Origin of the sequence: Umezawaea sp. (genome assembly GCF_036375055.1) — a bacterium.
In the GTDB taxonomy this organism is placed as follows: domain Bacteria; phylum Actinomycetota; class Actinomycetes; order Mycobacteriales; family Pseudonocardiaceae; genus Umezawaea.
Map to the genome: position 1 here is coordinate 1 of NZ_DASUSQ010000142.1, position 25,782 is coordinate 25,782.

A 25,782-nucleotide genomic window follows, 5' to 3' on the forward strand; every position below is an offset into this window, starting at 1 on the left:
CCACGCGTTCAGCTCCGCGAACGACAACGACCGGTCCCCCACCACCAGCGCGACCGCGTCCGGCGTCCCCACCGCCCGAGCCTCGAACAGGTCCACCACCGTCGCGTCCGGCACCTCACCGGCCGTGTCGTTCCACTCCACGAGCACCTGGCGCCGCTCGTCGTCCGTCATCATGGACGGCTCGGAGTCCGCCGCGACGGCGTTGACGAGCAGCAGCAGGCGGTCGGCGAGGCGGCGGGCCGTGTCGGCGTCGAACAGGTGCGGGTCGTAGGCGAGGTCGAGGCGCAGCCGGTCGTCGAGGACGGCGCTGAGGGCGAGCGGGAAGGTGGTCGTGTCCCGCGCCCGCACGTCGGTCGCCCGGATGCCGCCGACCTCGGCGACGTCGTTGAGCGGGTAGTTCTCGAACACCACCGCGCTGTCGAACAGCGACGACCCCGCGGGCACGTCGCTCCACGACCGCAGGTCCGCCAGCGACACGAAGTCGAACCGCCGCGCCTCGGTCTGCGCCGCCTGCACCTCCCGCAGCCACGACGCGGTGTCCAGGTCGTCGGGCACGGTGACCCTGGTCGGCACGGTGTTGATGAAGAGACCGATCATCTGCTCGACGCCGGGCAGTTCGCCGGGGCGGCCGGAGACCGTCGTGCCGAACACCACGTCGGACTCACCGCTGTGCCGGGCCAGCAGCAGCGCCCACGCGCCCTGCACCACGGTGTTGACGGTCAGCCCGTGGCGGCGGGCGGTGTGGCGCAGCCGATCGGTCTGCTCGGGCGTGAGCGCGACGGGGACCGCGGTGGAGGACTCGGGGGCGTGGTCGCGCGAGGGCTGCCGGTCGTAGGGCAGCGCGGTGGGCGCGGAGAAGCCCGCCAGCACCTCGCGCCAGTGCCGCTCGGCCTCGGACCGGTCCTGCCCGGCCAGCCAGCGCAGGTAGTCGCGGAACGGCCGCCGGGCAGGCAGCCGCGGCGCGCGGCCCTCGGTGGTCGCGCGGTAGGACTCGCACACCTCGGCGAACACCTGCGCGAGGCTCCACCCGTCCAGCAGCACGTGGTGGAAGGTCCAGACGAGCAGCACCTCGTCGTCCGACAGCCGGGCGAGGGCGATCCGCATCAGCGGAGAGCGGCGCAGGTCGAGGCCTTCGGCGGCGAGCACCTCCAGCTCGCGTTCCCGGTCCTGCTCGGACAGTCCCCGCCAGTCGTGGTGGGTGATCGGGAGGTCGACGTGGGCGCGGACCACCTGCACCGGCCGCTCGACGCCGTCCCACACCAGCGCGCCGCGCAGCACGGGCGTGCGGTCGACGACGCGCTGCCAGGCGGTGGCGAGCGCGCGGTCGTCGTCGACACCGGTCAGCCGCAGCCGCACCTGGTCGAAGTAGGCCGTGGACGACGGGTCGGCCAGACCGTGGAACAGCATCCCCTCCTGCAACGGGGTCAGCGGGTAGACGTCCTCCACCCCGCCGTCGACCACGCGGTCCACGGTCGCCTGGTCCAGGCGCACCAGCGGGAAGTCCGACGGCGTGCGACCACCGGAACCGGGCAGCGCGCAGTGCGCCACGATCTCCGACAGCCCGTGGAGCACCGCGTCGGCCAGTGCCCGCACGGTCGACCCGTCGTGCACGCGCTCGGAGTACAGCCAGGTGAGTTCGAGTTCCCCGTCCTCCACCAGGCCCACGACGTCGATCAGGTAGGCGCGGGGGTTGCCGGGAGCGGTGTCGCGGCCGATCGGGGCGCACCGGGCCCGGTAGAGCCCGTCGTCGTCGGCCGCCACGTCCCACTGGCCGTGGTAGTTGACGCTGATCAGCGGGTGCGGGTCGTCGTGCAGGCCCGCCGACGGCGACCCGAGGTAGCGCAGGGCCGCGTAGCTCTGACCGCGGCGAGGCAGCGCCCGCACCTGCTCCTTGACCGACTTGAGCACGTCACCCCAGTCCCCTCCCGGCACGTGCAGGGCGAGGGGGAACTGGCTGGTGAACCAGCCGACCGTGCGGGAGACGTCGAGGTCGTCGGGCACGTCCTCACGCCCGTGGCCCTCCAGTCCGAGCAGGACCCGGTCGCGACCGGTCCAGTCGGCCAGCGCCCGGCCGAGCGCGCTGAGCAGCACGTCGTTGACCTGCGTGCGGTAGACACCGGGCACCTGGTGCAGCAGCGCGTCGGTGTCGGCCCGGCCCAGCCGGACGGTGACCGAGCGGACGTCCTCGGCGGGGTCGCCGCCCTCGTGGTCCACGGGGAGGTCGGCCGGGGCGGACGCGGCGAAGCCTGCCCAGTGGTCGAGGTCGGCGTCGAGCTCCCCTGCGGCCACCCGGTCGGCCAGCCTGCGCGCCCACGTGGAGAACGCGGTGCCCGCGGGGGCGGGTGCGACCGGTTCGCCGCGCGACACCCGCTGGTAGGCGGTGTCGAGGTCGTCGAGCAGGATCCGCCAGGACACGCCGTCCACGACGAGGTGGTGCACGGCCAGGAACAGTCGCGACCGGCCTCCGCCGAGGCGGAACAGCACGGCCCGCACGAGGGGTCCCGCGGCGAGGTCGAGGCTCGACTGGGCTTCGAGCGCGTCGGTGTCCGCCGCCTCCCGCTGCCCGCGCTCGTCGAGGCCGGACAGGTCGCGCACCCGCAGCACACCGGTCGGCGGCGTGGGCACGACCTCCTGCGCCCACCGACCGTCCACGCGGGTGAAGCGCGTGCGCAGCGCGGGGTGGTGCGCGACGACGGCGTCCACGGCGGTCGCCAGCGCCCGCTCGTCCACGCCTGGGGCCAGTTCGACGTGGGTGGACATGGTGAAGTGGTGCGGCGCGCGCGGGGCGGTCTCGAAGAACCACTCCTGGATGGGCGTCAACGGCGCGGGCCCGGCGGTCGGGGCGTCCGGCACCTGCTCCACGGCCGCCGTCGCGGTCGCGGCCAGCTCGGCGACCGTGGGGTGCAGGAAGACGTCCTTGGACGACAGCCGCAGCCCGGCCTGGCGGGCGCGGGCGACGAGCTGGATGCTGAGGATGGAGTCGCCGCCCAGCTCGAAGAAGTTGTCCTCGATCCCGACGCGGTCCACCCGCAGCACCTCGGCCCACACGCGGGCCAGTTCCCGTTCGACGGGCGTGGTGGGCTCGACGTGACCGCCGACCGGGCGGCCCTCGGGCGCGGGCAGCGCGCGGCGGTCGACCTTCCCGTTGTCGCTCAGCGGGAGCGCGTCCAGCACGACGAACGCCGACGGCACCATGTAGTCCGGCAGCTCCCGCGCGAGCCACGCCCGCAGGTCGGCACGGGACAGGTCCGCCGTCAGGACGACGTAGGCGACCAGCTGCTTGCGGCCGTCGTCGGCGCGGGCCACGGTGATCGCCTGCGCGACGTCGGGGTGCCGCGTGAGCAGGGCGTCGACCTCGCCGGTCTCGACCCGGAACCCGCGGATCTTGACCTGGTCGTCGGTGCGGCCGACGAACTCCAGCACCCCGTTCGCCCGCCACCGGGCGAGGTCGCCGGTGCGGTACACGCGGGAGCCGGGCGGGCCGAAGGGGTCGGGCAGGAAGCGCTCGGCGGTCAGGCCGGGTCTGCCGAGGTAGCCTCGGGCCACCCCGGCGCCCGCGAGGAACAGCTCCCCCGGCACGCCGACGGGAACGGGCCTCATCCCGTCGTCCAGCACGTAGGCCGCCATGCCGTCCAGCGGGCGGCCGACGGGGATCACGTCGGGCACGTCCGACGTCATGGGGAACGAGGTGGCGAACGTCGTCGTCTCGGTCGGGCCGTAGCCGTCGACCACGGTCAGGCCGGGGCACGCGTCGAGCACGCCGCGCACGGCGGCGGCGGGCACCACGTCACCACCCGTCCACACCTCGCGCAGCCCGGCGAACGCCTCGGGCGCCTCGTGGGCGACCAGGCGGAAGAGACCGGCGGTCAGCCAGATCGCGGTCACGCCGTGCGCGGCGACGGCGTGCCGTACCGCGTCGGCGTCCACGTCGCCCGGCCGCGCGACGACGACCCGGCCGCCGCGCAGCAGCGGCACCCACAGCTCGTAGGTGGACGCGTCGAACGCCGACGGCGAGTGCAGCAGCACGCGGTCGTGGGCACCGCCGTCGAAGCGGGAGTCCAGCGCCAGCGCCACCACGTCCCGGTGCCGCACGGCGACGCCCTTGGGCGTGCCGGTGGAGCCGGAGGTGTGCATGACGTAGACCAGCTGGTCGGGGTCCACCACCACGCCGGGGTCGGGAGCACCGGCGGTGTCCCCGTCGAGCACCACGAGCTGTCCGGTGTGGACGGACGCGGCGAGCGCCTCGCCCGCGGGATCGGTGACCACCGTCATCACCCCCGCGTCGGCGAGCACCCTCCTCATCCGCTCGGCGGGCGCGCGGGCGTCCAGGGGCACGTACGCCGCGCCCGCCTTGGCCACGGCCAGTTCGGCGACGACCAGGCCCGCGGAGCGCTCCACGAGCAGCCCGACCGGGGTCTCGGCCCGCACGCCGAGACCGAGGAGCCGGTGGGCGAGCCGGTTGGCCCGCGCGTCCAGCTCGGCGTAGGTGAGGACCGCGTCGTCCGCGACGACGGCGGGTGCGTCCGGGGTCCGGCGCGCCCGCTCGGCGAACAGGCCGGGGACCGTGGCGTCGACCGGTGGGCGGTGGGCGTCGTTCCAGCCCTCCACGACCTGCTCGCGCTCGGCGTCCGACAGCCACGGCAGTGCGCCGAGCGGTCGGCGCGGGTCGGCCGCCACGCCGTCGAGCAGCCGCACGAGGTGGTCGGCGAACCGCTCGACCGTGGCGGCGTCGAACAGGTCGGTGTTGTACTCGACCACCCCGGCCAGCAGGCCGTCGCGCTCCTGGAACTCGATGGTCAGGTCGAAGATGGCGTCGCGCCGGGACAGGCCGACCGGCTCGACGCGCAGGCCCGGCAGCGCGGGCGGTGTGCGCTCGGCGTTCTGGAGCAGCACCATGACGTCGAACAGCGGGTTGCGGCTGACGTCCCGGTCCTGCCGGACGGCGTCGACGAGCTGCTCCAGCGGCGCCTCGTCGTGGGCGAACGCCTCCTTGACGGTCTCCTTGACCCGGTCGAGGAACTCGGTGAAGTCACTCCGCGAGTCCACTGTGGACCGCAGGACGACCGTGTTGACGAAGAACCCGACCAGCCGTTCCAGGCCGGGGTGGCCGCGGCCGGTCGTGACGGTGCCGACCGCCACGTCCTCCTGGCCCGCGTAGCGGGCGAGGAGCGCCTGGCACCCGGCCACGAGGACGGAGAACAGGATCGTGCCGTGCTCGTGGGCGAGGTCGCGCAGCGCCGCGGTGACCGGCGCGGGCACCGTGAACGCGTGCGCGGCGCCGCGGGTCGTGCGCACCGGCGGCCGGGGGCGGTCGGTCGGCAGTTCCAGCGGGGAGGTGCCCGCGAGGAGCCGCGTCCAGTGGTCGAGGTGGCCGCGCAGCACGTCGTCGGACAGGCGTTCGCGCTGCCAGGCGGCGAAGTCGGCGTACTGGACCGGCAGCGCGGGCAGCGCCGCCTCCCGGCCGCTCACGGCGGCGCCGTACAGCTCGCCCAGCTCCTCGGTGAGCACGCCCATCGACCAGCCGTCGGTGACGACGTGGTGCGCGGTCACCAGCAGCACGTGCTCGTCGTCGGCGACCCGGACCAGCAGCGCCCGCACCAGCGGACCCCGTTCCAGGTCGAAGGGGCGGGAGTACTCCTCCACCAGCACCTCGTCCAGCCCGGCGGGATCGCGCTGCTCGACCACGGGCACGGCCAGGTCGAACGGCGGGTGCACGACCTGCGTGCCGCGCCCGTCGACCTCGGCGAGCGTGGTGCGCAGCGACTCGTGGCGGGCCACAAGGCCGCGCAGCGCGGCGGTCAGCGCCTCCCCGTCGAGGCGCCCGGTCAGGCGCAGCGCCAGCGCGCTGTTGTACCCCGAACCCCCCGGCTGGAACCGGTCCAGGAACCACAGGCGCTGCTGGGGGAACGACAGCGGCAGCGGGCGGTCCCGATCGACCGGCGTGATGGTGCCGGTCCTCTCGGACCGGCCCGAGAGGCGGCGGCGCATCTGCTCGCGCAGGTGCGGGGGGAGTGCGGCGATGCGGTCCTCGATCGACGACGACATGGTGTGGTCTCTCCTCACAGGTCCGGGGTGACGCCGTCATCGAAGGCGACTCGTTCGAGTTCGAGCAGGATCTTCTCCTCGACCAGCAGCGCCAGGGCGGCGACCGTGCGGCTGGTCAGGACGTCGTGCGGGGTCAGCGGCACGTCGAAGGCCGCGCGGCAGCGGGAGGTGACGAGCAGGCTCCGCATGGAGTCGCCGCCGAGGGCGGTGAAGTCGTCCTCGACGCCGACGCGCGGAACGCCCAGCGCCTCCTCCCAGATCCCGGCCATCACCTGTTCGGTGTCGGTCCGGGGCGCCACGTACCGCGCGGCGGGAGCGGGGGCGGACGGCGAGGGCAGCGCGGCCCGGTCGACCTTCCCGTTGGTGCTCAACGGCAGCGCGTCGAGCACCGTGAACACCGACGGCACCATGTAGTCGGGCAGGTGGCGCCCGGTGAACGCGGCGAGGTCGGCCGGGTCGGGTGCGCGGCCGGGATCGGCGGGCACGAGGTAGGCCACGAGCTGCTTGCCGCCGAGCGCGTCGTCGCGGACCACCACGACCAGCCCGCCCACGTCGGGGTGGCGGCCGAGCACGGCTTCGACCTCGCCCAGCTCGATGCGGAAGCCCCGCAGCTTGACCTGGTCGTCGGCGCGGCCCGCGAACTCCAGCTCGCCGCTCGGCAGCCACCGCACGACGTCGCCGGTGCGGTACATCCGCTCCCCCGGCCCGGCGAACGGGCAGGCCACGAACCGGGCCGCGGTGAGGCCGGGCCGGTCGAGGTAGCCGCGGGCCAGCCCGGCACCCGCGAGGTACAGCTCGCCGGGCACGCCGACCGGCACCGGCCGCAGCCGGTCGTCCAGCACGTACGCGGACACGCCGTCCAGCGGTGTGCCGATGGGCACGGTGTCGGGCACGTGGTCGAGGTCGGGCATCCGGTGGGCCGACGCGAACGTGGTGGTCTCGGTCGGCCCGTACCCGTCGACCACGACCAGGCCGGGGCACGCCGCCATGACGCGCCGGACCGCCGCGGCCGGGACGACGTCGCCGCCGGTCCACACCTCGGCGACCCCCGCCAGGCAGTCGGGCGAGTCCTGGGCCAGGACGCGGAACAGGCCCGCGGTGAGCCACAGCGCCGTCACACCGTGCGTGGTGATCAGCTCCCGCAGCACGGCGGCGTCGAGCTCGTCCGGAGGGGCGACGACGACGCGGCCGCCGCGCAGCAGCGGCACCCACAGCTCGTAGGTGGATGCGTCGAACGCCAGCGGGGAGTGCACGAGCACGGCGCGGTGGGCCGGACCGTCGAAGCGCGGGTCCAGCGCCAGCGCCACCACGTCCCGGTGCCGCACGGCGACGCCCTTGGGCGTGCCGGTGGAGCCGGAGGTGAACTCGACGTAGGCCAGGCCGTCCGGGTGCGCGACCGCCCTGGGCCGCTCCGCCGAAACCCCACCGTCCGGGACGACGACGTGGCAGTCGAACGGGGTGGTGTCCCGGTCGGTGACCAGGACCCTGCTGCCCGCCTGCTCCAGCACCAGCCGCTGCCGCTCGACGGGCGCGCGGCTGTCCAGCGGCAGGTACGCGCCTCCCGCCTTGAGCACGGCGAGCACCGCGACCACGACATCGGCCGAGCGGCGCAGCAGCAGCCCCACGCGGTCCTCGGGACGCACGCCGAGCGCGATCAGCCGGTGCGCCAGCCGGTTGGCGCGCGCGTCCAGCTCGGTGTAGGTGAGCGACGTGCCGTCCGCGACGACGGCCGTCGCGTCGGGCGTGCGGTCCACCCGCGCGGCGACCAGCTCGGCCACCGTCGCCTCAGGAGCGCTGGTGCGGACGCGGTCGGGCAGGACGATCCGCCGGTCGGCGTCGTCCAGGACGTCGACCTCCCCCACCGCCCGGTCGGGGTCGGCGGTCAGGCCGAGCAGGGCGCGGGTCAGGTGCCCGGCGACGCGCTCGACCGTGGCGGCGTCGAACAGCGCCGGGTCGTAGCTGAGCCGGAACTCCAGGTCCTCGCCGGGTCGGACGCCCACGCTGAGCGGGTAGTTGGTCGTCTCCACGGCGTCCAGGTCGCGCACCACGACGCCGTGGGCGGCGGCCTCGTCGACCGGGTAGTTCTCGAACACCAGGATGCTGTCGAACAGCTCGGCCCCGCTCCACGCCCGCAGGTCCGCGAGCGCCACGTGCTCGAACCGCCGGGCCTCGGCCTGCTCGGTCTGCAACCGCCGCAGCCACACCGCGACCGGCTCGTCCTCCACGACCTCGGTCCGCACCGGCAGGGTGTTGATGAACATGCCCGTGATGGCGTCCACGCCGGGCAGGTCGGCCGGGCGGCCGGACACGGTGGAGCCGAAGCAGACGTCGCGCTGCCCGCTGTAGCGCGACAGCAGCAGGGCCCACGCGCCCTGCACCACGGCGTTGAGGGTCAGGCCGCACCGCTGGGCGAAGTCGCGCAGCCCGCCGCCGGGCAGCGTGCGGGTGGTCCACTCGGTGGAGCGGGTGGCGTGGCCGGGCTCCGCCTGCCGGTCGAGCGGCAGCGGAGTGGGCGCGGTGAACCCGGCGAGCACCCGCCGCCAGTGCTCCTCAGCCTCGCGCGGGTCCTGGGTGGACAGCCAGCGCAGGTAGTCGCCGAACGGGCGGCGCGCCACGAGGTCGGGTTCGCGGCCCGCGGTGAGGGCGGCGTAGCAGGCGAGGACGTCGGTCAGCACCTGGAACGTGCTCCACCCGTCCAGCAGCACGTGGTGGAACGTCCACCCGACCCGCACGGCCGTCGCGGACTCGCGGGTCAGCACCAGACGCATCAGCGGCGCGGTGCCGAGGTCCAGCTCTCCGCCCCCGTCGACGTCGGAGATCGGCAGGTCGACGTCTCGGCACACGACCTGCACCGGCCGGTCGACGCCCTCCCACACGACGCGGCTGCGCAGGACCGGCGTCCGCGCGACCACCTCACGCCACGAGCGGGCCAGTGCGGCGAGGTCCGCGACACCGTCGAGGACGAAGGAGATCCGTTCGGTGTACAGGCCCTCCCTGCCGTGGGAGAGGCTGTGGAAGACCATGCCCGCCTGCATCGGGGTGAGCGGGTAGACGTCCTCCACGTCCCGGCCGTCGCCGACGATCCTGTCCACGGCGGCCTGGTCCAGGCCTGCCAGGGGGAAGTCCGACGGGGTGCGGCCACCGGAACCGGGCCGGGCGCAGAACGCCACGACCTCGCGCAGCGCGTCCGCCACCGCCTCCGCCAGGCGCCGCACGGTCGACTCGTCGTGCACCTCGTCGCTGAAGTACCAGGTGAGCCGGAGCCGCTTGTCCTCCACGGCGCCGACGACGTCGAGCAGGTGGGGTCGGGGCGTGTCCGGGGCGGCGTCGGCGGCCAGTCCGCCGACCGTCCGGAACGCCGTCCCACCCGCCGTGCCGTCGAACTGCCCGAGGTAGTTGAACGCCACCACCGGACCGCGCGAGCGGTGTGCGGCGCCGTGGCCGATGCCCCGCCGCGGCACGGCCCGCAGGCGCTCCTTGGTCGCCTTCAGCACGTCGCCCCAGTCGCCCGCAGGCACGTCGAGCGCCACCGGGTACACCGAGGTGAACCAGCCGACCGTGCGGGACAGGTCGACGTCGTCGAGGAAGTCGCCGTCCCGACCGTGGCCCTCCAGGTCCACCAGGACCCGGTCGCGGCCCGTCCACCCGGCCAGCACGCGCCCCAGCGCGCTCAGCAGCACGTCGTTGACCTGCGTGCGGTAGACGGAGGGCACGTCCTGGAGCAGCGCGCGGGTCAGGTCGGCGTCCAGTTCGGCGGTGACGCCGCGCACGGAACCGGTGGTGCCGGTCCCGTCGCGGTCGACGGGCACGGAGGGGTCGCCGGTCACGCCCGCCCAGTGGTCGGCCTCGTCGTCGAACCCGCCCGCCGCGGTGTGCTCGGCCAGCGCGAGCGCCCAGTCGCGGAACGACGTGGTCTTCGCGGGGAGGACGACCTCCTCTCCGCGCGCGGCCCGGAGGTACGCCGCTTCCAGGTCCTCCAGCAGGATCCGCCAGGACACGCCGTCCACGACCAGGTGGTGCACGGCGACCAGCAGCCTGCGCGGTGTGAGCAGCGTCGCGCGCAGCAGCGGTCCCCCGGCGAGGTCGAACCCGCTGTGCACCTGCCCCGCGTCGTCCACCTCGGACAGCGGGTCGACCGGCCCGACCGGCGCGTTGTGCTGCCGCCACCCGGTCCCCGCGCGCTCGAACCGCATCCGCAGCGCGTCGTGGTGCTCCACCAGCGCCGCCAGGGCCGTCCGCAGCGCGGCCACGTCGACCTCGTCGGCGAACTCGACCACGACGGACTGGTCGAAGTGCTCCGGGTGCGGCGGTTCGGTGTCGAGGAACCAGCTCTGGATCGGCGTCAGCGGCACCTCGCCGGTCACCGGTCCCTGCGGCGTGGTCTCCGCCGTCGCCGCGGCGGGCACGGCCGCCGCGAGCGCCGCCACCGTCGGGTGGGAGAACAGGTCGCGCGGCACCAGGCCGTAGCCCGCCTGCCGGGCGCGCGACACCACCTGGATGCTGACGATGGAGTCACCGCCGAGTTCGAAGAAGTCGTCCTCGACCCCGACCCGGTCGACCCCGAGGACCCGCTCCCAGATCTCCGCGAGCGCCCGTTCGGCCTCCGTGCGCGGTGCGACGTACCGGGTGCCCGCCGCCTCCCACCCCGGCGCGGGCAGGGCCTTGCGGTCGAGCTTGCCGTTGCCGGTCAGCGGGAGCCGGTCGAGGTGGACGAACGCCGAGGGCAGCATGTGCTCGGGCAGCGTCCTGGACAGGAAGCCGCGCGGGTCCGCCAGCGGACGACCGGCGACCACGTAGGCCACGATGACGTCGCGCCCGGCGTGCTCGCGGACGACGGCGACGGCCGCGGTCACGTCCTCGTGCGCCTCCAGGGCGGCCTCGACCTCGCCCAACTCGATGCGGAAGCCGCGGATCTTGACCTGCTGGTCGGCGCGGCCGAGGTAGTCGAGCCTGCCGTCCTTCCACCGGGCCAGGTCGCCGGTGCGGTACATGCGCGTGCCGGGCTCACCGAACGGGTCGGCGACGAAGCGGGCCGCGGTCAGGCCGGGCCGGTTGAGGTAGCCGCGCGCGAGGCCCGCCCCGGCGACGAACATCTCGCCGACGACACCCGGCGGCACCGGCCGCAGGTCCTCGTCCAGGACGTACACGCGCAGGTCCGGGATGGGTTCGCCGACCGAGCCGTCGGCGGGCGTCCACGTGACGTGCACGGTGGTCTCGGTGATGCCGTACATGTTGATCAGCTCGCCGGGACCGTCCCACGCCGCCAGCTTGCGCACGTCCAGCGCCTCGCCGCCGAAGACGACGAACCGCAGGCACAGACCCTCGGGCCGCTCGGCGATGAGCTGGTAGAACGCCGAGGGCGTCTGGTTGAGCACCGTGACGCGCTCCCGCGCCAGCAGCGCGGCGAAGTCGCCCGGCGACCGCGACACCTCGTGCGGCACGACGACGAGCCGTCCGCCGCGCAGCAGCGGACCCCACAGCTCCCACACCGAGAAGTCGAAGGCGTAGCTGTGGAACAGCGTCCACACGTCGTCCGGTCCGAAGCCGAACCAGTGGTCGGTGGCCGAGAACAGCCGGGCCACGTTGGCGTGCGGGACGACGACGCCCTTGGGCTTGCCGGTGGACCCCGAGGTGTAGATGACGTAGGCGGGGTTCTCCGGGCGCAGCGCGACCTCGGGCGCGGTGGCGGGCCGGTCGGACACGTCGGGCAGCTCCGCCAGCACGGCCACCGGCCGGGTGTCCTCGACCATGCCCGCCACCCGGTCGGCCGGGTAGGACGGGTCGATCGGCAGGTAGGCGGCGCCGGACTTCAGCACGCCGAGCACGGCCACGACCAGGTCGGTCGACCGCGGCAGCCGCAGCGCGACGTACCGCTCCGGTCCGGCGCCCCGCTCCACGAGCGCGTGGGCCAGCCGGTTGGCGCGGGCGTCCAGCTCGGCGTAGGTCAGGCCCTCGCCGTCGCAGGTGACGGCCACGGCGTCGGGCGTGCGGGCGGCCTGCGCGGCGAACAGGGCGGGCAGGGTGTCCACCGGGTAGTCGCGCCCGGTGGGGTTCCACTCCACCAGCACCTGGTGGCGCTCGGCGTCGTCGAGCAGCCGCAGGTCGTCCAGCGGGCGCTCAGGGTCCGCGAGCACGTCGTCCAGCAGCGCCAGCAGGTGCCGTCCCAGCCGCCGCACCGTCGCCTCGTCGAACAGGGCCGGGTCGTGGTCGAGGTCGACCACGAGGCGCCTGCCGGGCGAGACCACGACGGTGAGCGCGTAGTTCGTGGGCTCGTCCGCCCGCACGTCGTGCAGCCGCAGGCCGTGCGCGGCCGTGGCGCCGTCGTCGAACGGGTAGTTCTCGAACACCAGGATGCTGTCGAACAGGTTCGCCCCGCCGGGCAGTGCGCTCCACCCGCGCAGCTGGGCCAGCGGCACGTGGTCGAAGCGCCGCGCCTCGGCCTGCTCGGCCTGGAGTTCGCGCAGCCACGACACCTGGTCCCGCCCCCGGTCGACGGAGATCCTCGTGGGCACGGTGTTGATGAACATGCCCACCATCGACTCGACGCCCGCGAGGTCGGCGGGCCTGCCGGAGACGGTGGTGCCGAAGACGACGTCGGACGTGCCGCCGCAGCGGGCGAGCAGCAGCGCCCACATGCCCTGCACGACGGTGTTCACGGTCAGGCCGTTGCGCTGGGCGGCCTCGCGCAGCCGTTCGGTGCGCTCGGCGCTCAGCTCGAACCGGGCGGTGCCGCCCGACTCGGCCCGGTGGGCCTCGACCGGGCGGCGGTCGTAGGGCAGCGGGGTGGTCTCGTCGAAGCCGTCGAGCACCCGCCGCCAGTACCGCTCGGCCTCCGCCAGGTCCTGCCGGTCCAGCCAGTGCAGGTAGTCGTGGAAGGGGTGGCGGTCGGTGGTGGGTCCCGCCGTACCCGTGGTGACGGCCGCGTGGTGCTCGCACACCTCCGCGAACAGCTGGGCCGCGCTCCACCCGTCGAGCAGGACGTGGTGGAACGTCCACAGCACCAGCACCTCGTCGTCCGACAGCCGGGCCACGGCCACGCGCATCAGCGGCGCCGTGCCGAGGTCCAGCCCGGCGGCGCGGTCGCGGTCCAGCAGGCCCCGCAGTTCCTCGTCGACGTCGAGCCCGGTCCAGTCGAGGTGGGTCACGGGCAGGGTGACGCGGCGGCGCACGCGCTGCACCGGCTCGGGCAGCCCGTCCCACACGACCTCGCCGCGCAGCACGGCGTTGCGGTCCACGACCCGCTGCCAGGCCTCGCCCAGCGCCCTCGGGTCGGTCACGCCGGACAGCCGGAACCGGATCTGGTTGAAGTAGGCGCCGGAGGTCGCGCCGTCGACCAGGCCGTGGAAGACCATGCCCGCCTGCATCGGGGTCAGCGGGTAGACGTCCTCCACGTCCCGGCCGTCGCCGACCAGCCGGTCCACCGCGGCCTGGTCCAGGCCTGCCAGCGGGAAGTCCGACGGGGTCCGGCCACCGGAACCGGGCCGGGCGCAGAACGCCACGACCTCGCGCAGCGCGTTCGCCACCGCCTCCGCCAGGCGCCGCACGGTCGACTCGTCGTGCACCTGGTCGCTGAAGTACCAGGTGAGGTCGAGGCAGCCGTGCTCGACGGCGCCGACCACGTCGAGCAGGTGCGGTCGCGGGGCGTCGGGCGCGCTGTCGAGTTCCAGGCTGCCGCGCACGGCGCGCAGCACGCCGCCCTCCACGGCCGACCAGTCGAGCCTGCCCAGGTAGTTGACGCTGACCAGCGGCCCGGTGCCGCCGGGCTCGTGCAGGGCGCCGTAGCCGATTCCCCTGCGGGGCACCGCGCGCAGCCGCTCCTTCACCGACTTGAGGACCGCGCCCCAGTCGCCGTCGGGGACGTCCAGCACGACGGGGAAGATCGACGTGAACCAGCCGACCGTGCGGGACAGGTCGACGCCGTCGATCAGGTCCTCGCGGCCGTGGCCCTCCAGGTCCACCGGTACCCGGCTCCTGCCGGTCCAGTCGGCCAGCACCCGCCCGACCGCGCTCAGCAGCACGTCGTTGACCTGCGTGCGGTACGCGGCGGGCACGTCCTGGAGCAACGCCCTGGTGGTCTCGCGGTCGAGCCGGACCGACACGGCGCGCGTGGACCCGGCGGTGTTGGGGCCACCGCGGTCGACCGGGAGCGACGGGTCCACCTCGGCGACCCCGGCCCAGTGGTCCCGCTCGTCGTCGAAGCCGCCGTCGGCGGTGTGCCGGGCCAGCCGGTGCGACCAGTCGCGGAACGAGGTGGTCTTGGCGGCCAGCCGAACGGGCTCGCCGCGCGCGGCCTGGTCGTAGGCCGTGACGAGGTCCTCCAGCAGGACGCGCCACGAGACGCCGTCCACGACGAGGTGGTGGATGTCCAGGCGCAGCAGGTTCCCCTCCAGCACGGCACCGAGGAGCGGCCCGCTCGCGAGGTCGAAGCCCGCCGACCGGTGCGCGGTCAGGACGTCGGCCCGCTCCACCGGCGCGTTGTGCTGCCGCCAGCCCGATCCCGTGCGCTCGAACCGCATCCGCAGCGCGTCGTGGTGCTCCACCAGCGCCGCCAGCGCCGTCCGCAGCGCGGCCACGTCGACGTCCTCCGCCAGTTCCGCGGTGAGGACCTGGGAGAAGTGCTCGGGGTGGTCGGGGTTCGTGGCGAACAGCCACCGCTGCACCGGGGTGAGCGGCACCTCGCCCGCCACCGCTCCCTGGTCGACCTCGGACTGCCCCGAGGTGGACGCGGCGGCGGCGAGCGCGGCCACGGTGGGGTGGCGGAACAGGTCGCCGGGGGTGAGCGCGAGTCCGGCGCGGCGGGCGCGGGACACGACCTGGATGCTGAGGATGGAGTCGCCGCCCAGCTCGAAGAAGTTGTCGCGGGCTCCCACCCGGTCGACGCCGAGCAGGTCCGCCCAGATGCCCGCCAGCACGGCCTCCGGCCCGTCGGCGGGCGCCACGTGGGCGGTGCCGGGGGTGGCCCACTCCGGGTCGGGCAGGGCGCGCCGGTCGACCTTGCCGCTGGCGTTGAGCGGCAGCGCGTCCACGACGACGAACGCCGACGGCACGAGGTAGTCGGGCAGCGCGCGACCGAGGAACTCCCGCAGCGCGGCCACGTCCGGCGGTGCGCCCCGCGCGGTCAGGTACGCGACCAGCCGCTTGCGCCCGGTGTCGTCGGCGCGCACGACCGTCACCGACTGGGCCACGCCGGGGTGCGCCGACAGGGCCGTGTCGACCTCGCCGGGCTCGACCCGGAACCCGCGGATCTTGACCTGGTCGTCGGTGCGGCCGACGAACTCCACCGTGCCGTCGGCCTTCCACCGCACCAGGTCGCCGGTGCGGTACATCCGCTCCCCCGGCGCGCCGAACGGGTCGGCGACGAAGCGGGAGGCGGTCAGGCCGGGGCGGCCCGCGTAGCCGAGGGCCAGGCCCGCGCCCGCGATGAACAGCTCGCCCGGCACGCCGATCGGGGTCGGCGACAGCGCCTCGTCGAGCACGTGGACGCGCATCCCGTCCAGCGGACGGCCGATGGGCACCACGTCCGGGACGGCGTCGGGGTCGGCCATGCGGTGCGCGGTGGCGAACGTGGTGGTCTCGGTGGGGCCGTAGCCGTCGACCACGGCGGTTCCGGGGCACGCCCGCAGGACCCGCCGGACCGCGGCGGCGGGCACGACGTCACCGCCGGTCCAGACCTCGCGCAGGCCCGCCAGCGCGGCGGGGTCGTCCTGCGCCACGGCGCGGAACAACCCGGCGGTCAGCCACAGGCCCGTCACGCCGTGCCGGGTGATCAGGTCGCGCAGGAGGTCCGCGTCGAGGTCGCCGACCGGGGCGGTGACGACCGTGCCGCCGTTGAGCAGCGGCACCCACAGCTCGTAGGTGGTGGCGTCGAACGCGGGCGCGGAGTGCAGCAGGACCCGGTCGTGCGCGCCGCCCGCGAACCGCTGGTCGCGGACGAGGTCGGTCACGTCGCGGTGCCGCACCGCCACGCCCTTCGGCACCCCGGTGGACCCCGAGGTGTGCATGACGTAGGCCGGGTCGTCCGGGCGCACGGCCACGTCGGGCCCGGTGGCCGGTTCCGCGTCCAGATCGACGGCGTCCAGGTCGACCACGCGGCCGTCGTGGACCTCGTCGGCGGTGGCGCGCCACGTCCGGTCGGTGAGGAGCACGCAGGCGCCGTTCTCGGCCAGCAGCACCGCCAACCGCTCGGCGGGCGCCCTGGTGTCGAGCGGCACGTACGCCCCGCCCGCCTTGACCACGGCCAGTTCGGCGACGACGAGGTGGGTCGAGCGGCCCAGCAGCAGCGCCACCGGCTCACCCGCGCGCAGACCGCGGCGCAGCAGGTGGTGGGCGAGGCGGTTGGCGCGGGCGTCCAGCTCCGCGTAGGTGAGCGCGGTGCCGTCGGCGACCACGGCCCGCGCGTCGGGCGTGCGGCGGACCTGCTCGGCGAAGAGGGAGGTGATCGTGGCGGGCGGGCGGTCGTGGCGGGTGTCGTTCCACTCCGCCAGGACCCGGCGCTCGTCGGGACCGAGCAGCGGGAGTTCCCCGACCGGGCGGCCGGGGTCGGCGGCGACGGCCTCCAGCAGGACCCTCAGGTGCCCGGCCATCCGCTCGACCGTGGCGGCGTCCCACAGGTCGGTGTTGTACTCCACGGAGAGGTCGAGCGAGCCGTCGCGGGGCCAGAACTCGACCAGCAGCTCGAACCGGGCACTCGGTCGCGGCAGGTGGTGCTCGGTGACGCGCAGCGCGTCGACCGCGGTCGGCCGCACCATCTCCTGCTGGAGCAGGACGAGCGCCTGGACCAGCGGCGTGCGGCTGGGGTCGCGGTCGGGCCGCAGTTCGTCGACCAGCCGGTCGAACGGCACCTCGTCGTGGGCGAACGTGTCGAGCACGGTCTCCCTGACCTCGGCCAGGAACCGGTCGAACGGCGCGGAGGGGTCCACTTCGGACCGCAGGACGAGGGTGTTGACGAAGAAGCCGACGACGTGGTCCAGCTCCGGTCGGCCGCGGCCCGCCGACGCGGTGCCCACGGCCACGTCGCGCCGCCCGGTGTAGCGGGCCAGCAGCAGCTGCACGGCGGCTGCCAGCGTGGTGAACAGGGTGGTGCCGCTGGCCCGGCCCACCTCGGCCAGGCGGTCCACCAGTGCGCCCGGCAGGGGTTCGCGGTGCACGGCGCCCGCCGTGGTGCGACGCGCGGGGCGGGGCCGGTCGGTGGGGAGGTCGAGCGGTTCGAGGTCGGCGAGCCCGCGCCGCCAGTGGTCCAGCTCGTCCGCCAGGGCCGGGTCGTCGAGGCGGTGGCGCTGCCACACCGCGAAGTCCGCGTACCGGACGGGCAGCGGGCGCAGGTCGGCCGGGCGTCTTCGGACGGCGGCCCGGTACAGCTCCAGGAGGTCGTCGACCTGCACGCGGATCGACCAGCCGTCGGTGGCGATGTGGTGCTGGTCGAGCAGCAGCACGTGGTCGTCCTCGGCCAGCCGGGCGAGCACGGCGCGGGCCACGGGGCCGACCCGCAGGTCGAACGGCGTCGTCAACTCCTCGGCGCACAGCCGGTCCAGGGCGCCGTCGCGGTCGGCGGGGTCCACATCGGACAGGTCGGCCACCCGCAGCGGCACGCTCCCGCGCGGGGCGACGACCTGGACGCCGACGCCGTCGACCTCCTCGTAGGTGGTCCGCATGACCTCGTGCCGGTCGACCAGCCCGTCCAGCGCGGTCCGCAGGGCGGCGAGGTCCAGCGGACCGGAGAGCCTCAGCCCGACACCGGTGTTGTAGTCGGTGGCGGAGGGGTCGAGCCGGTGCAGGAACCACAGCCGCTGCTGCACAGGGGACAGCGGTACCGCGCCGTCGCGCGGGGCGGGGGCGATCCGGTCCTCCGCTCCCGAGGGACCGCGGTCGGCGACCAGTTCGGCGAGCCCGGCGACGGTGCGCGCGTCGAACAGGTCGCGGGACGACAGGGGCACGTCCAGCGCCGAGCGCAGCCGGGAGACCACGCGCATGGCCTGGATGGAGTCGCCGCCGAGGGACACGAAGTCGTCCTCGGCGGCGACCCCGTCGGCGGCCAGCCCGAGCACCTCGGCCCAGGCACTCGCGACCGCGCTCTCGGTCGGGGTCCGGGGCGACGTGCGTCCGGAGCGCCGGTCGGTGTGCCACTCGGGTTCGGGCAGGCCCTTGCGGTCGACCTTCCCGTTGGTGTTCAACGGAAGGCGGTCCAGCAGGACGAACGCGGACGGTGCCATGTAGTCGGGCAGCGACCGCAGGACGGCCTCGCGCAGGTCGTCGTCGGACGGTGCCGTGCCGTCGGCCGGGACGACGTAGGCGACCAGGCGCTTGGTGCCGGTCCGGTCCACGCGCGCCTGCACGGCGGCCTGCGCCACGCCGGGGTGCCGGGCCAGCACCGCCTCGACCTCGGCGGTCTCGATGCGGAAACCGCGCACCTTGACCTGGTCGTCCGTGCGGCCGACGAAGTCGACGGTGCCCTCCGGCGTCCACCGGACCAGGTCACCGGTGCGGTACATCCGCTGCCCCGGCTCGCCGAACGGGTCGGCCAGGAACCGCTCGGCCGTCAGGCCGGGGCGGTTCAGGTAGCCGCGGGCGAGACCGGAGCCCGCGATGTGCAGCTCACCGATCTCGCCGTCGGGCACCGGGCGCAGGTCCTCGTCCAGCACGTGCAGGCGCATCCCGTCCAGGGCCGTGCCGATGGGCAGCACGTCGGGGACCGCGCCGAGGTCGGTCATGGGGTGCGAGGTCGCGAAGGTGGTGGTCTCGGTGGGGCCGTAGACGTCCACCACGGTGGTGCCGGGGCACGCCTCCACCACCCGCCGCACCGCCGCGGCCGGCACCACGTCGCCGCCGGTCCACACCTCGCGCAGCCCGGCGAGGCAGGCCGGGTCGTCCTGCGCCAGCACCCGGAACAGGCCCGAGGTCACGAAGATCGCCGTCACGCCGTGCCCGCCGATGACGTCCCGCAGCACCCGCCCGTCCACGTCGCCGGGAGGGGCCACCACGACCGCGCCGCCCGTGAGCAGCGGCACCCACAGCTCGTAGGTCGACGCGTCGAACGCGATCGGCGAGTGCACCAGCACCCGGTCGTGCGCGCCGGTGGCGAACCGGGCGTCGCGGGCGAGGTCCACGACGTCGCGGTGCCGCGCCGCCACCCCCTTGGGCACTCCCGTCGACCCCGACGTGAACACGACGTACGCCAGGTTGTCCGGGTGCACCACCGCGTTCGGGCCGTCGGCGGGCTCGTCCGCCGCCGCACCGTCCACGGCGAGCAGGTCGCCGCCGTGGACGCGCTCGGCGACGGCCCGCCACGCGTCGTCGGTCAGCAGCACCGAAACCCCGGCTTCCGCCAGGACCGCCGTCATCCGCTCGGCGGGCGCGCGGGAGTCCAGCGGCACGTAGGCGCCACCGGCCTTCAGCACGGCCAGCAGGGCGGCCACGAGGTCCACCGAGCGCTCGGCCAGCACCCCGACGGGCCGTTCCGGCCGTACCCCGAGACGTCGCAGGCGTCGGGCGAGCCGGTCGGAGCGCGCGTCCAGCTCGGCGTAGGTGCACTCCTCGTCGTGCGCGACCACCGCGACGGCGTCGGGTGCGCGCAGGACCTGTTCGGCGAACAGGTCGACGATGGTGCGGTCGTGGCAGTCGGGGGGAAGCGAACCGCCAGCCAGCGTGGCGGGCACGGTGTCGGGGAGCGTCATCGCCGTCCAACCTTTTTCGGGCGCGGTGCAGCGCCACGGGAACGAGGGGGTTCTGGGCTTGAGGTGAGCGGGCGCGCGGGTCAGGCCACGTCGCGCAGCAGTCGGCCCGCGACCCGACCGCCGATCTGGATGCGGTCGATCCGACCGCTGCGGGGGTCGCGCAGGAAGCGACCGGGGTGGCCGGTCGCGCCGTTGGCCAGGTCCGTCACCGAGAAGACGAACCCCTCGTGGACGGCGAGTCGCGCCGCGGGTTCGTCGTCGACGACCAGGTGCAGCTCGTCACCTCGTTCGACCACCGCGTAGGCGGTGTCGCCGTTGACGTAGGTGCCGGTGCAGTCGCGCGGGATGGGCCTGCGGGGGGTCTCGTCGACCGTCGCGACGCGCTCGTCGACGTCGATGCCCGCGGAACGCAGGTCGGGGAGCAGTTCCCGCCACAGGGCGGAACCCGTGACGGAGTTGGCGGTCAGGGCTACGACCGTGCCCGACTCCGGGTCGAAGCGCAGGTGGCACGAGGTGCCGTCGGCCGTGCCGTCGTGGCCGAGCCAGCAGGTGCCGCCGTTGCGGAACACCGCGAGGCCGAGGGCCCAGCCGTCGGCCAGGCCGAACGGTTCGGCGGCGGGGAGGGGGCGGCGCATCTCGGCGAGGTGCTCGGCGGTGACGAGGTCGTGGTCGAGGCCGCCGTGCTCGGGGCGCAGGTGCATCCTCGCGAGCTCGACCAGGTCCGCGGCGCTCGCGGCGAGTCCACCGGCGGGGGCCTCGACCGACAGCAGCTCCTGCTCGACCGGGCGGACCAGGCGCAGGGCGTGGTTGACGGTGTGGCCGCTCGCCGTCGGCGGCTCGGTGTGCGCGGAGGTGTGGTCCGCGGTGAACCCGCAGGTGATGTCGAGAGGCTTGAGCAGGATCGTCCGGACCGCCTCGGCCCACGTCATGCCGGTCACGACCTCGACCAGGCTACCGATGAGCGCGTAACCGGTGTTGGAGTAGGAGAATCCCGCGCCGGGGAGCTGGAGGAGGTCCAGGAGGGAGGCCGCCAGGGGCGAGCGCCCGTCGGGGGCGGACGCGACCTCGGAGTGCAGTCCCCCGGTGTGGCTGAGCAGGTGGCGGGCGGTGAGCAGCTCGGCGGCCGGGCCGCCCGCCTGCCGGACCTCCGGCAGGTACTCCGCGACCGGCTCGTCCAGGTCGACGTCGCCGTCGGACACCAGCACCATCAGCAGGGTCGCGGTGAAGGTCTTGGTGATCGAACCGATGGGCACCTTGCTGTCGCGCCGCACCGCGCGACCCGTGCCGTGCCGTTCCTCGCCGAACTCGAACTCGTGGGCCTCACCGCCGTGCCACACGACCAGCTGCGCTCCGGGGACGTCGTTGCGGCGGGCCGATCTCTCCAGAGCCTCGTATAAGTGTTCCACTATTATCCTCCCTCGCCGACGAGCGGCGCGCATTTCCCGACGAACTGTTTCCAGCCACGACAAAGACGCGTGCCCACCGGACCTGTAGCGACGACGACTCGACCGAACGCCATTATCACGTCCGCCGAGCCGCCTGGAGCCGAGCCGCGAAGGGCCCGACGCCACCATGTACCCACTTTTTCGTTCTTCCATGCCTAGAACTTCGACACCGCCGAAATTCCACCCGACAATGAAACGACCGGTAGTCCTTTACGTTTGGCCCAACGAGCCACGACCGCCGAGGTTACGCATCTCCCGGAAGCCGATATCGACCTCGACCGGAACAGGGTGGAATCGCACGGAAGGCCTGTCACAGCCCTGCTCGATTCACTCGAATGCCATGTTTCAACCGCTTTGAGGCGAACGGGCACACCCCACCGGTCGCCGAACGAAGACGGACCCCGGTCGAGGTGCGACCGGGGTCGGCGACACGACGGCGGTGTGCGCTCCCACCCCGCCCCGACAGGGCGAGCGGGCCCGCGACCCGGCGCTCAGGAGGTGGTCAGGCCTGCGAGTCCACCGCCATCCGCTCGCGGAGGCTGCGGGGCCGCATGTCCGTCCAGACCGCGTCCACGTGGTCCATGCACTCCTGCCTGGTCCCCTCCTTGCCGACTCTGCTCCAGCCCTCGGGGAGTTCTTTCCCCACTGGCCACAGCGAGTGCTGCTCCTCGTCGTTGACCAGCACCTGGAAGGTGGCGTTGTCGTCCACGGCGTTCTCCTTCTTCTCGTCCTGCCTCGGATGTGGAAGCGGACCCACCGGTTTCCGGTGGCCGAGTGGAATCCCCGCGACCGAACCGGTCGCGGACCACAGATCAGCACACCGTGCCGTGTCCACAGTGCCGACGACACCGCCGAAAGGAGGATTCGACCGCGCGAACACCACTATTCGAGATCAAAAATTCAGATGTTTAGCCACCGGACGAGAAGGGCACCACGCGCGTCCCAATTGAGCACGTCTCACCTATATTCTCCGTCGCCGCCGCTGTTTAACAGAAATCAAACACGCGTTCACCCGGAGCCGACGACTCCGTGAAGCGTTCACTGAACAGATGGGTTCGCGGGCGGTGCCGTCCACGCGGCCTGGGTCGAACGCCGTTCGGGAGTCGTCGGAGCACGAGCCGCGAGCCGGAGGACACCGAGCGGGCACCCTCGGTCCGCGCGACAGCCGGCGGGCGCGGGTGAGGGACGGCGCGGACCCCGACGCAGCGCTCCACCCCGCGAGGCCTGCCGGGGCGCAAGGACCTCACCGACCTCACACCCGCCGAGTTGGCCGCTCTGGCGGACCTGGTGCGCCGGTTCGTGCTGCGAACGCCACCGCGCCGCACCCGCGCGGGAAGCGGTGGTGGTAATCACCTCGCACGCTGGGGAACCGGCGATCCCGCCACCCCGGCGACAGGATGGCGAGCATCTCACGTGTCACGCACCGGATCGTCTGGGCCAACCCCCGGCAAGACCCGACTACCAACCGCTGGCAGGCGGCATGGCAGCAGCGTGACCCACTACGACGCAATCGTCAGCACCCACCACCAGGACGCACCAACAGACCTGACCACAGCCCTGTCCCCCACCGACTACCTGTGGTCCACCACCGACCAGCCGTGGTCCACCACCGACCACCGGTGGTCCATCACCGGTCACCCCGGTCCACACCGGTCACCCCCGGTCACCCCGGCCCCCACTGGTCACCCCCCGGTCCACACCGGGCGCTCCCGGTCCCCCGCCCGTCATCCCACTCCCGCACCGGGCGCACCCCACCGGTGTCCGAAGCACTTCCGGCCGCTCAACCCCCGACGACCACGGGCGGACCAGGCAGTGGTGCGAGCCCGACCGAGCCAGCGGTTGTCCGGGTGGGCTCGCACCACGTCCCTCTCCCCGAGTCCGTCACCGGCGCTGGCTGCTCAACGCGAGGACGGGTCGGAGCGGGCCCTGTTCCGGCCCTACCGGCTGACCAGGTCAGCCGGTCACCACGACATACCCCGAAACATCCTCACTTCAACCTCACCACCCGCCCCGAACTGACACCAGCGCGGCCAGCGCCTCGTCCACCGACGGGCGCAGGGTGAGGATCAGGTCGACGGTCGTCACCTCCAGCGGGCGCAGCACCGACCGGCTCGCGGCGGCCACGGCGAGCGCCACGCCCGCGGCGTCCGCCCGCCCCTGGGCCGCGATGAGCGCGGAGATCCCGGGCGAGCTGAAGAACACCACGTCGACGAGGTCGATCACCAGCGCGGGCGGGTCGTCGGTGAACGCCTTGTCGATCGCGTCCCGCAGCGCGACCGCCGACGTCATGTCGACCTCACCGGAACACCTCAGCACCACCACTCCCCGCCGGGCCCCGATCGTGATCGTGGCGGCCGACGCTTCCGACATCTCGAACCAACTCCCTGCTGGCGGAACGCCGCGACCGCGGTCAGCGGACACCGGTCGTGCTGGAGAACCTGAACTCGATGGTCACCGGCACCTCGTCCAGGTCGAGCGCCTGGCGCAGGCGCGGGAGGCCGACCGCGTCGATCCGGCGGCGGATCTCGGTGAGGTCGCCGTCCTGCTCGGCGCTGACGACCATGGCCAGCGCGGGCGCGTCACGGTGGCCAGCCAGGGTCGCGCGCACGGCGTGCACACCCGGATAAGCGGTGACCTCCTCGACGAACGGGGCGACGGCGGTGCTCGCGGCGAGTTCCGTGCGGCCGAGGTCGGGGTCCTGCTCGAAGCGCCAGGTGTGGGTCTTCGGGGCGCGGGCGAGCTGCGCGAGGAGCCAGCGCAGGCACAGCAACCCGATCACCACGGCCACCCCGGCCGCCGCGTAGAACGCCCAGGTGGGTGGATCGGCCAGTTCCGGCACCAGCGGCGCGTCCGACGCGACCGCCGGCAGCAGCCCGAAGTGCGTCGCGAGGGTGACGGCGCCCGCCGCGAGCAGCACCGCCCCGATGACCCCGAGCAGGACGCGGTTGAGGCGGGCGGGGCGGTTGAGGTTGGTCACGACTCGCTCCTGGCGGCCTTGATCTTGATCTTCAGTTCGGGACGGTCCTCGGGGGCGATCTGGTCGAGCCGGTGGTCGAGGGAGGCGCGCACGGCGTCGGCGAGCCCGTCGGTGGTGGTCCGCTCGGTCCGCACGACGGTGGACACCCTGCGGCGCCCGACCGACAACGCGGCTCCGCTGACACCGTCCACAGCGGACGCGGCGGCCCGCAGCGTGCTGCGGTAGCTGCGCCGGGACGCGCCGGACTCGAACGCCGTCTCCCCGTCCCGCAACGGCAGGACGGTGGGTTTGCCGGGCAGGACCGCGGCCAGCAGCAGGACGAGACCGAGCACCACGGCCGCGCAGCCCACGACCAGCGGCCCGACGTCGTTCCAGCGCGTGGCGCGCAGGGAGTCGGCCGCGGCGCGGTAGTCGATCAACGCCGGTTCCCCGAGGATCGCCTGGACGGCGGCCGTGGCGACGAGCACGCACGCCGCGAGCAGCGCGATGGCGGTGAGGACGGCGGGTGCGCCGCGGCGGGGACGACGTTTCACTGGACCCTCCTGGTGTGCGGGGTGTTGCCGTGCAAGGCGGTGACGGTGATGTCGACCCGCGTCACGGCGAGCCCGGTCAGCTCCTGGACGCGCCGGACCACGTGGGCCCGCGCCGCCCCGGTGGTGCGGGCGACCGGGGCCGGGTAGGCCACCGACAGCCGAACGGCCAACGAGGTCGTGCGGGCTCCGACCACCGCCGTGACCTGGACTGCCTCGTCCCGGCCCACCGCGACGCCAAGCACCCGCGCGGCCGATCCGCCGACGCCGTCGACCTCGCCGATCGCCGCGGCGGCGATCCGCTCCACCGTCCGGTCGGAGATCGTGAGACTGCCCGGACCGGCGTCCGGGTCCACCAGCGTTGCGGTCATCGTCAGCCCCTGTCGCGACCGGTGAGCTGCGACAGGTCGAGCTTGCCTTCGAGCACGCGGCCGACGACCAGCCCGACCGCCCCGAACAGCAGCACGACCAGGAAGGCGCCGAACCCGCCGAAGGCCGCCGCCGTGCCGAGGACGACGCCGGTCAGCAGACCGACCTGGGTGGGGGTCACGGGTTCCTCCTCACTGAGCCGAGCGGACACGGGCGGACGCCACCGCTCACAGCACGCGACCGGTCTCGGGAGCGGCGCCCTCGTCCTCGCTGGGGATGTGCACGTCGGTCACGGTGATGTTCACCTCGACGACCTCCAAGCCCGTCATGCGCTCGACGGAGGTGATCACGTTGCGGCGCACGGCGCTCGCCAGCTCGGCGATGGGCACGCCGTACTCCACGAGGATCTGGACGTCGACGGCCGCCTGCTTCTCGCCGACCTCGACCGACACGCCCTGGCCCGCGCTGGACGACGCGCCGGGGATGCGCTCGCGGATCGCGCTGAACGCCCGCGCCGCCCCGCCGCCGAGCGCGTGCACCCCGGAGATCTCCCGCGTGGCCAGGCCCGCGATCTTCTGCACCACCACGTCGGCGATGCTGGTCGACCCGAGCGAGGACCCCCGCACCTCGCCGTTGGACCTCGCGACCTCGCTGCCCGCGGGGCGGGTGCCGGGAATCGTGTTCGTCATGGCTTCTCCTCTGGTCCGCGCCTGGTGGAGTGGAAGTTCGTCGTTTCCACATCACTA

10 protein-coding genes are annotated in these 25,782 nt (G+C 74.1%); all 10 read right to left on the bottom strand.

What is annotated here, in order from left to right:
* The coding region (locus tag VFZ92_RS34725; protein WP_330880897.1) for an amino acid adenylation domain-containing protein at nt 1-6,045 on the bottom strand (6,045 nt) is incomplete at its 3' end.
* Between the two features lie 14 nt (nt 6,046-6,059).
* Nucleotides 6,060-19,715, bottom strand: a complete 13,656-nt coding sequence (locus VFZ92_RS34730) for an amino acid adenylation domain-containing protein (RefSeq protein ID WP_330880899.1) — start codon at nt 19,713-19,715, stop codon at nt 6,060-6,062.
* Between the two features lie 80 nt (nt 19,716-19,795).
* Complete coding sequence (locus VFZ92_RS34735) at nt 19,796-21,121, bottom strand: serine hydrolase domain-containing protein (protein WP_330880901.1); 1,326 nt, start codon at nt 21,119-21,121, stop codon at nt 19,796-19,798.
* Between the two features lie 541 nt (nt 21,122-21,662).
* Nucleotides 21,663-21,869: an MbtH family protein gene (locus VFZ92_RS34740; RefSeq protein ID WP_330880903.1), complete on the bottom strand. Its 207-nt coding sequence runs from the start codon at nt 21,867-21,869 to the stop codon at nt 21,663-21,665.
* A 1,289-nt stretch (nt 21,870-23,158) separates the two neighbouring features.
* Nucleotides 23,159-23,530 carry an STAS domain-containing protein gene (locus VFZ92_RS34745; RefSeq protein ID WP_330880905.1) on the bottom strand — a complete coding sequence of 124 codons (372 nt, stop codon included), beginning with the start codon at nt 23,528-23,530 and terminating at the stop codon, nt 23,159-23,161.
* A 40-nt stretch (nt 23,531-23,570) separates the two neighbouring features.
* Nucleotides 23,571-24,137, bottom strand: a complete 567-nt coding sequence (locus VFZ92_RS34750; RefSeq protein ID WP_330880907.1) for an alkaline shock response membrane anchor protein AmaP — start codon at nt 24,135-24,137, stop codon at nt 23,571-23,573.
* Nucleotides 24,134-24,670 (bottom strand): DUF6286 domain-containing protein, encoded by a 537-nt coding sequence (locus VFZ92_RS34755; RefSeq protein ID WP_330880909.1) that lies wholly within the window; start codon nt 24,668-24,670, stop codon nt 24,134-24,136. Before VFZ92_RS34755 ends, VFZ92_RS34750 begins: the two co-directional genes overlap by 4 nt.
* Complete coding sequence (locus VFZ92_RS34760) at nt 24,667-25,038, bottom strand: Asp23/Gls24 family envelope stress response protein (protein ID WP_330880911.1); 372 nt, start codon at nt 25,036-25,038, stop codon at nt 24,667-24,669. The genes VFZ92_RS34755 and VFZ92_RS34760 overlap by 4 nt, the downstream gene beginning before the upstream one ends.
* Nucleotides 25,039-25,040: 2 nt before the next feature.
* Nucleotides 25,041-25,217 carry a hypothetical protein gene (locus VFZ92_RS34765; protein WP_330880913.1) on the bottom strand — a complete coding sequence of 59 codons (177 nt, stop codon included), beginning with the start codon at nt 25,215-25,217 and terminating at the stop codon, nt 25,041-25,043.
* Nucleotides 25,218-25,263: 46 nt separating this feature from the next.
* A complete protein-coding gene (locus tag VFZ92_RS34770) occupies nt 25,264-25,725 on the bottom strand; it encodes an Asp23/Gls24 family envelope stress response protein (RefSeq protein ID WP_330880915.1) in 462 nt (153 codons plus the stop codon).
* Between the last annotated feature and the right edge of the window lie 57 nt (nt 25,726-25,782).

Coding starts and splice junctions, on each gene's coding strand:
- VFZ92_RS34730 (WP_330880899.1), bottom strand. CDS start 19,715: ATGACGCTCCCCGACACCGTGCCCGCCACGCTGGCTGGCGGTTCGCTT.
- VFZ92_RS34745 (WP_330880905.1), bottom strand. CDS start 23,530: ATGTCGGAAGCGTCGGCCGCCACGATCACGATCGGGGCCCGGCGGGGA.
- VFZ92_RS34760 (WP_330880911.1), bottom strand. CDS start 25,038: ATGACCGCAACGCTGGTGGACCCGGACGCCGGTCCGGGCAGTCTCACG.
- VFZ92_RS34770 (WP_330880915.1), bottom strand. CDS start 25,725: ATGACGAACACGATTCCCGGCACCCGCCCCGCGGGCAGCGAGGTCGCG.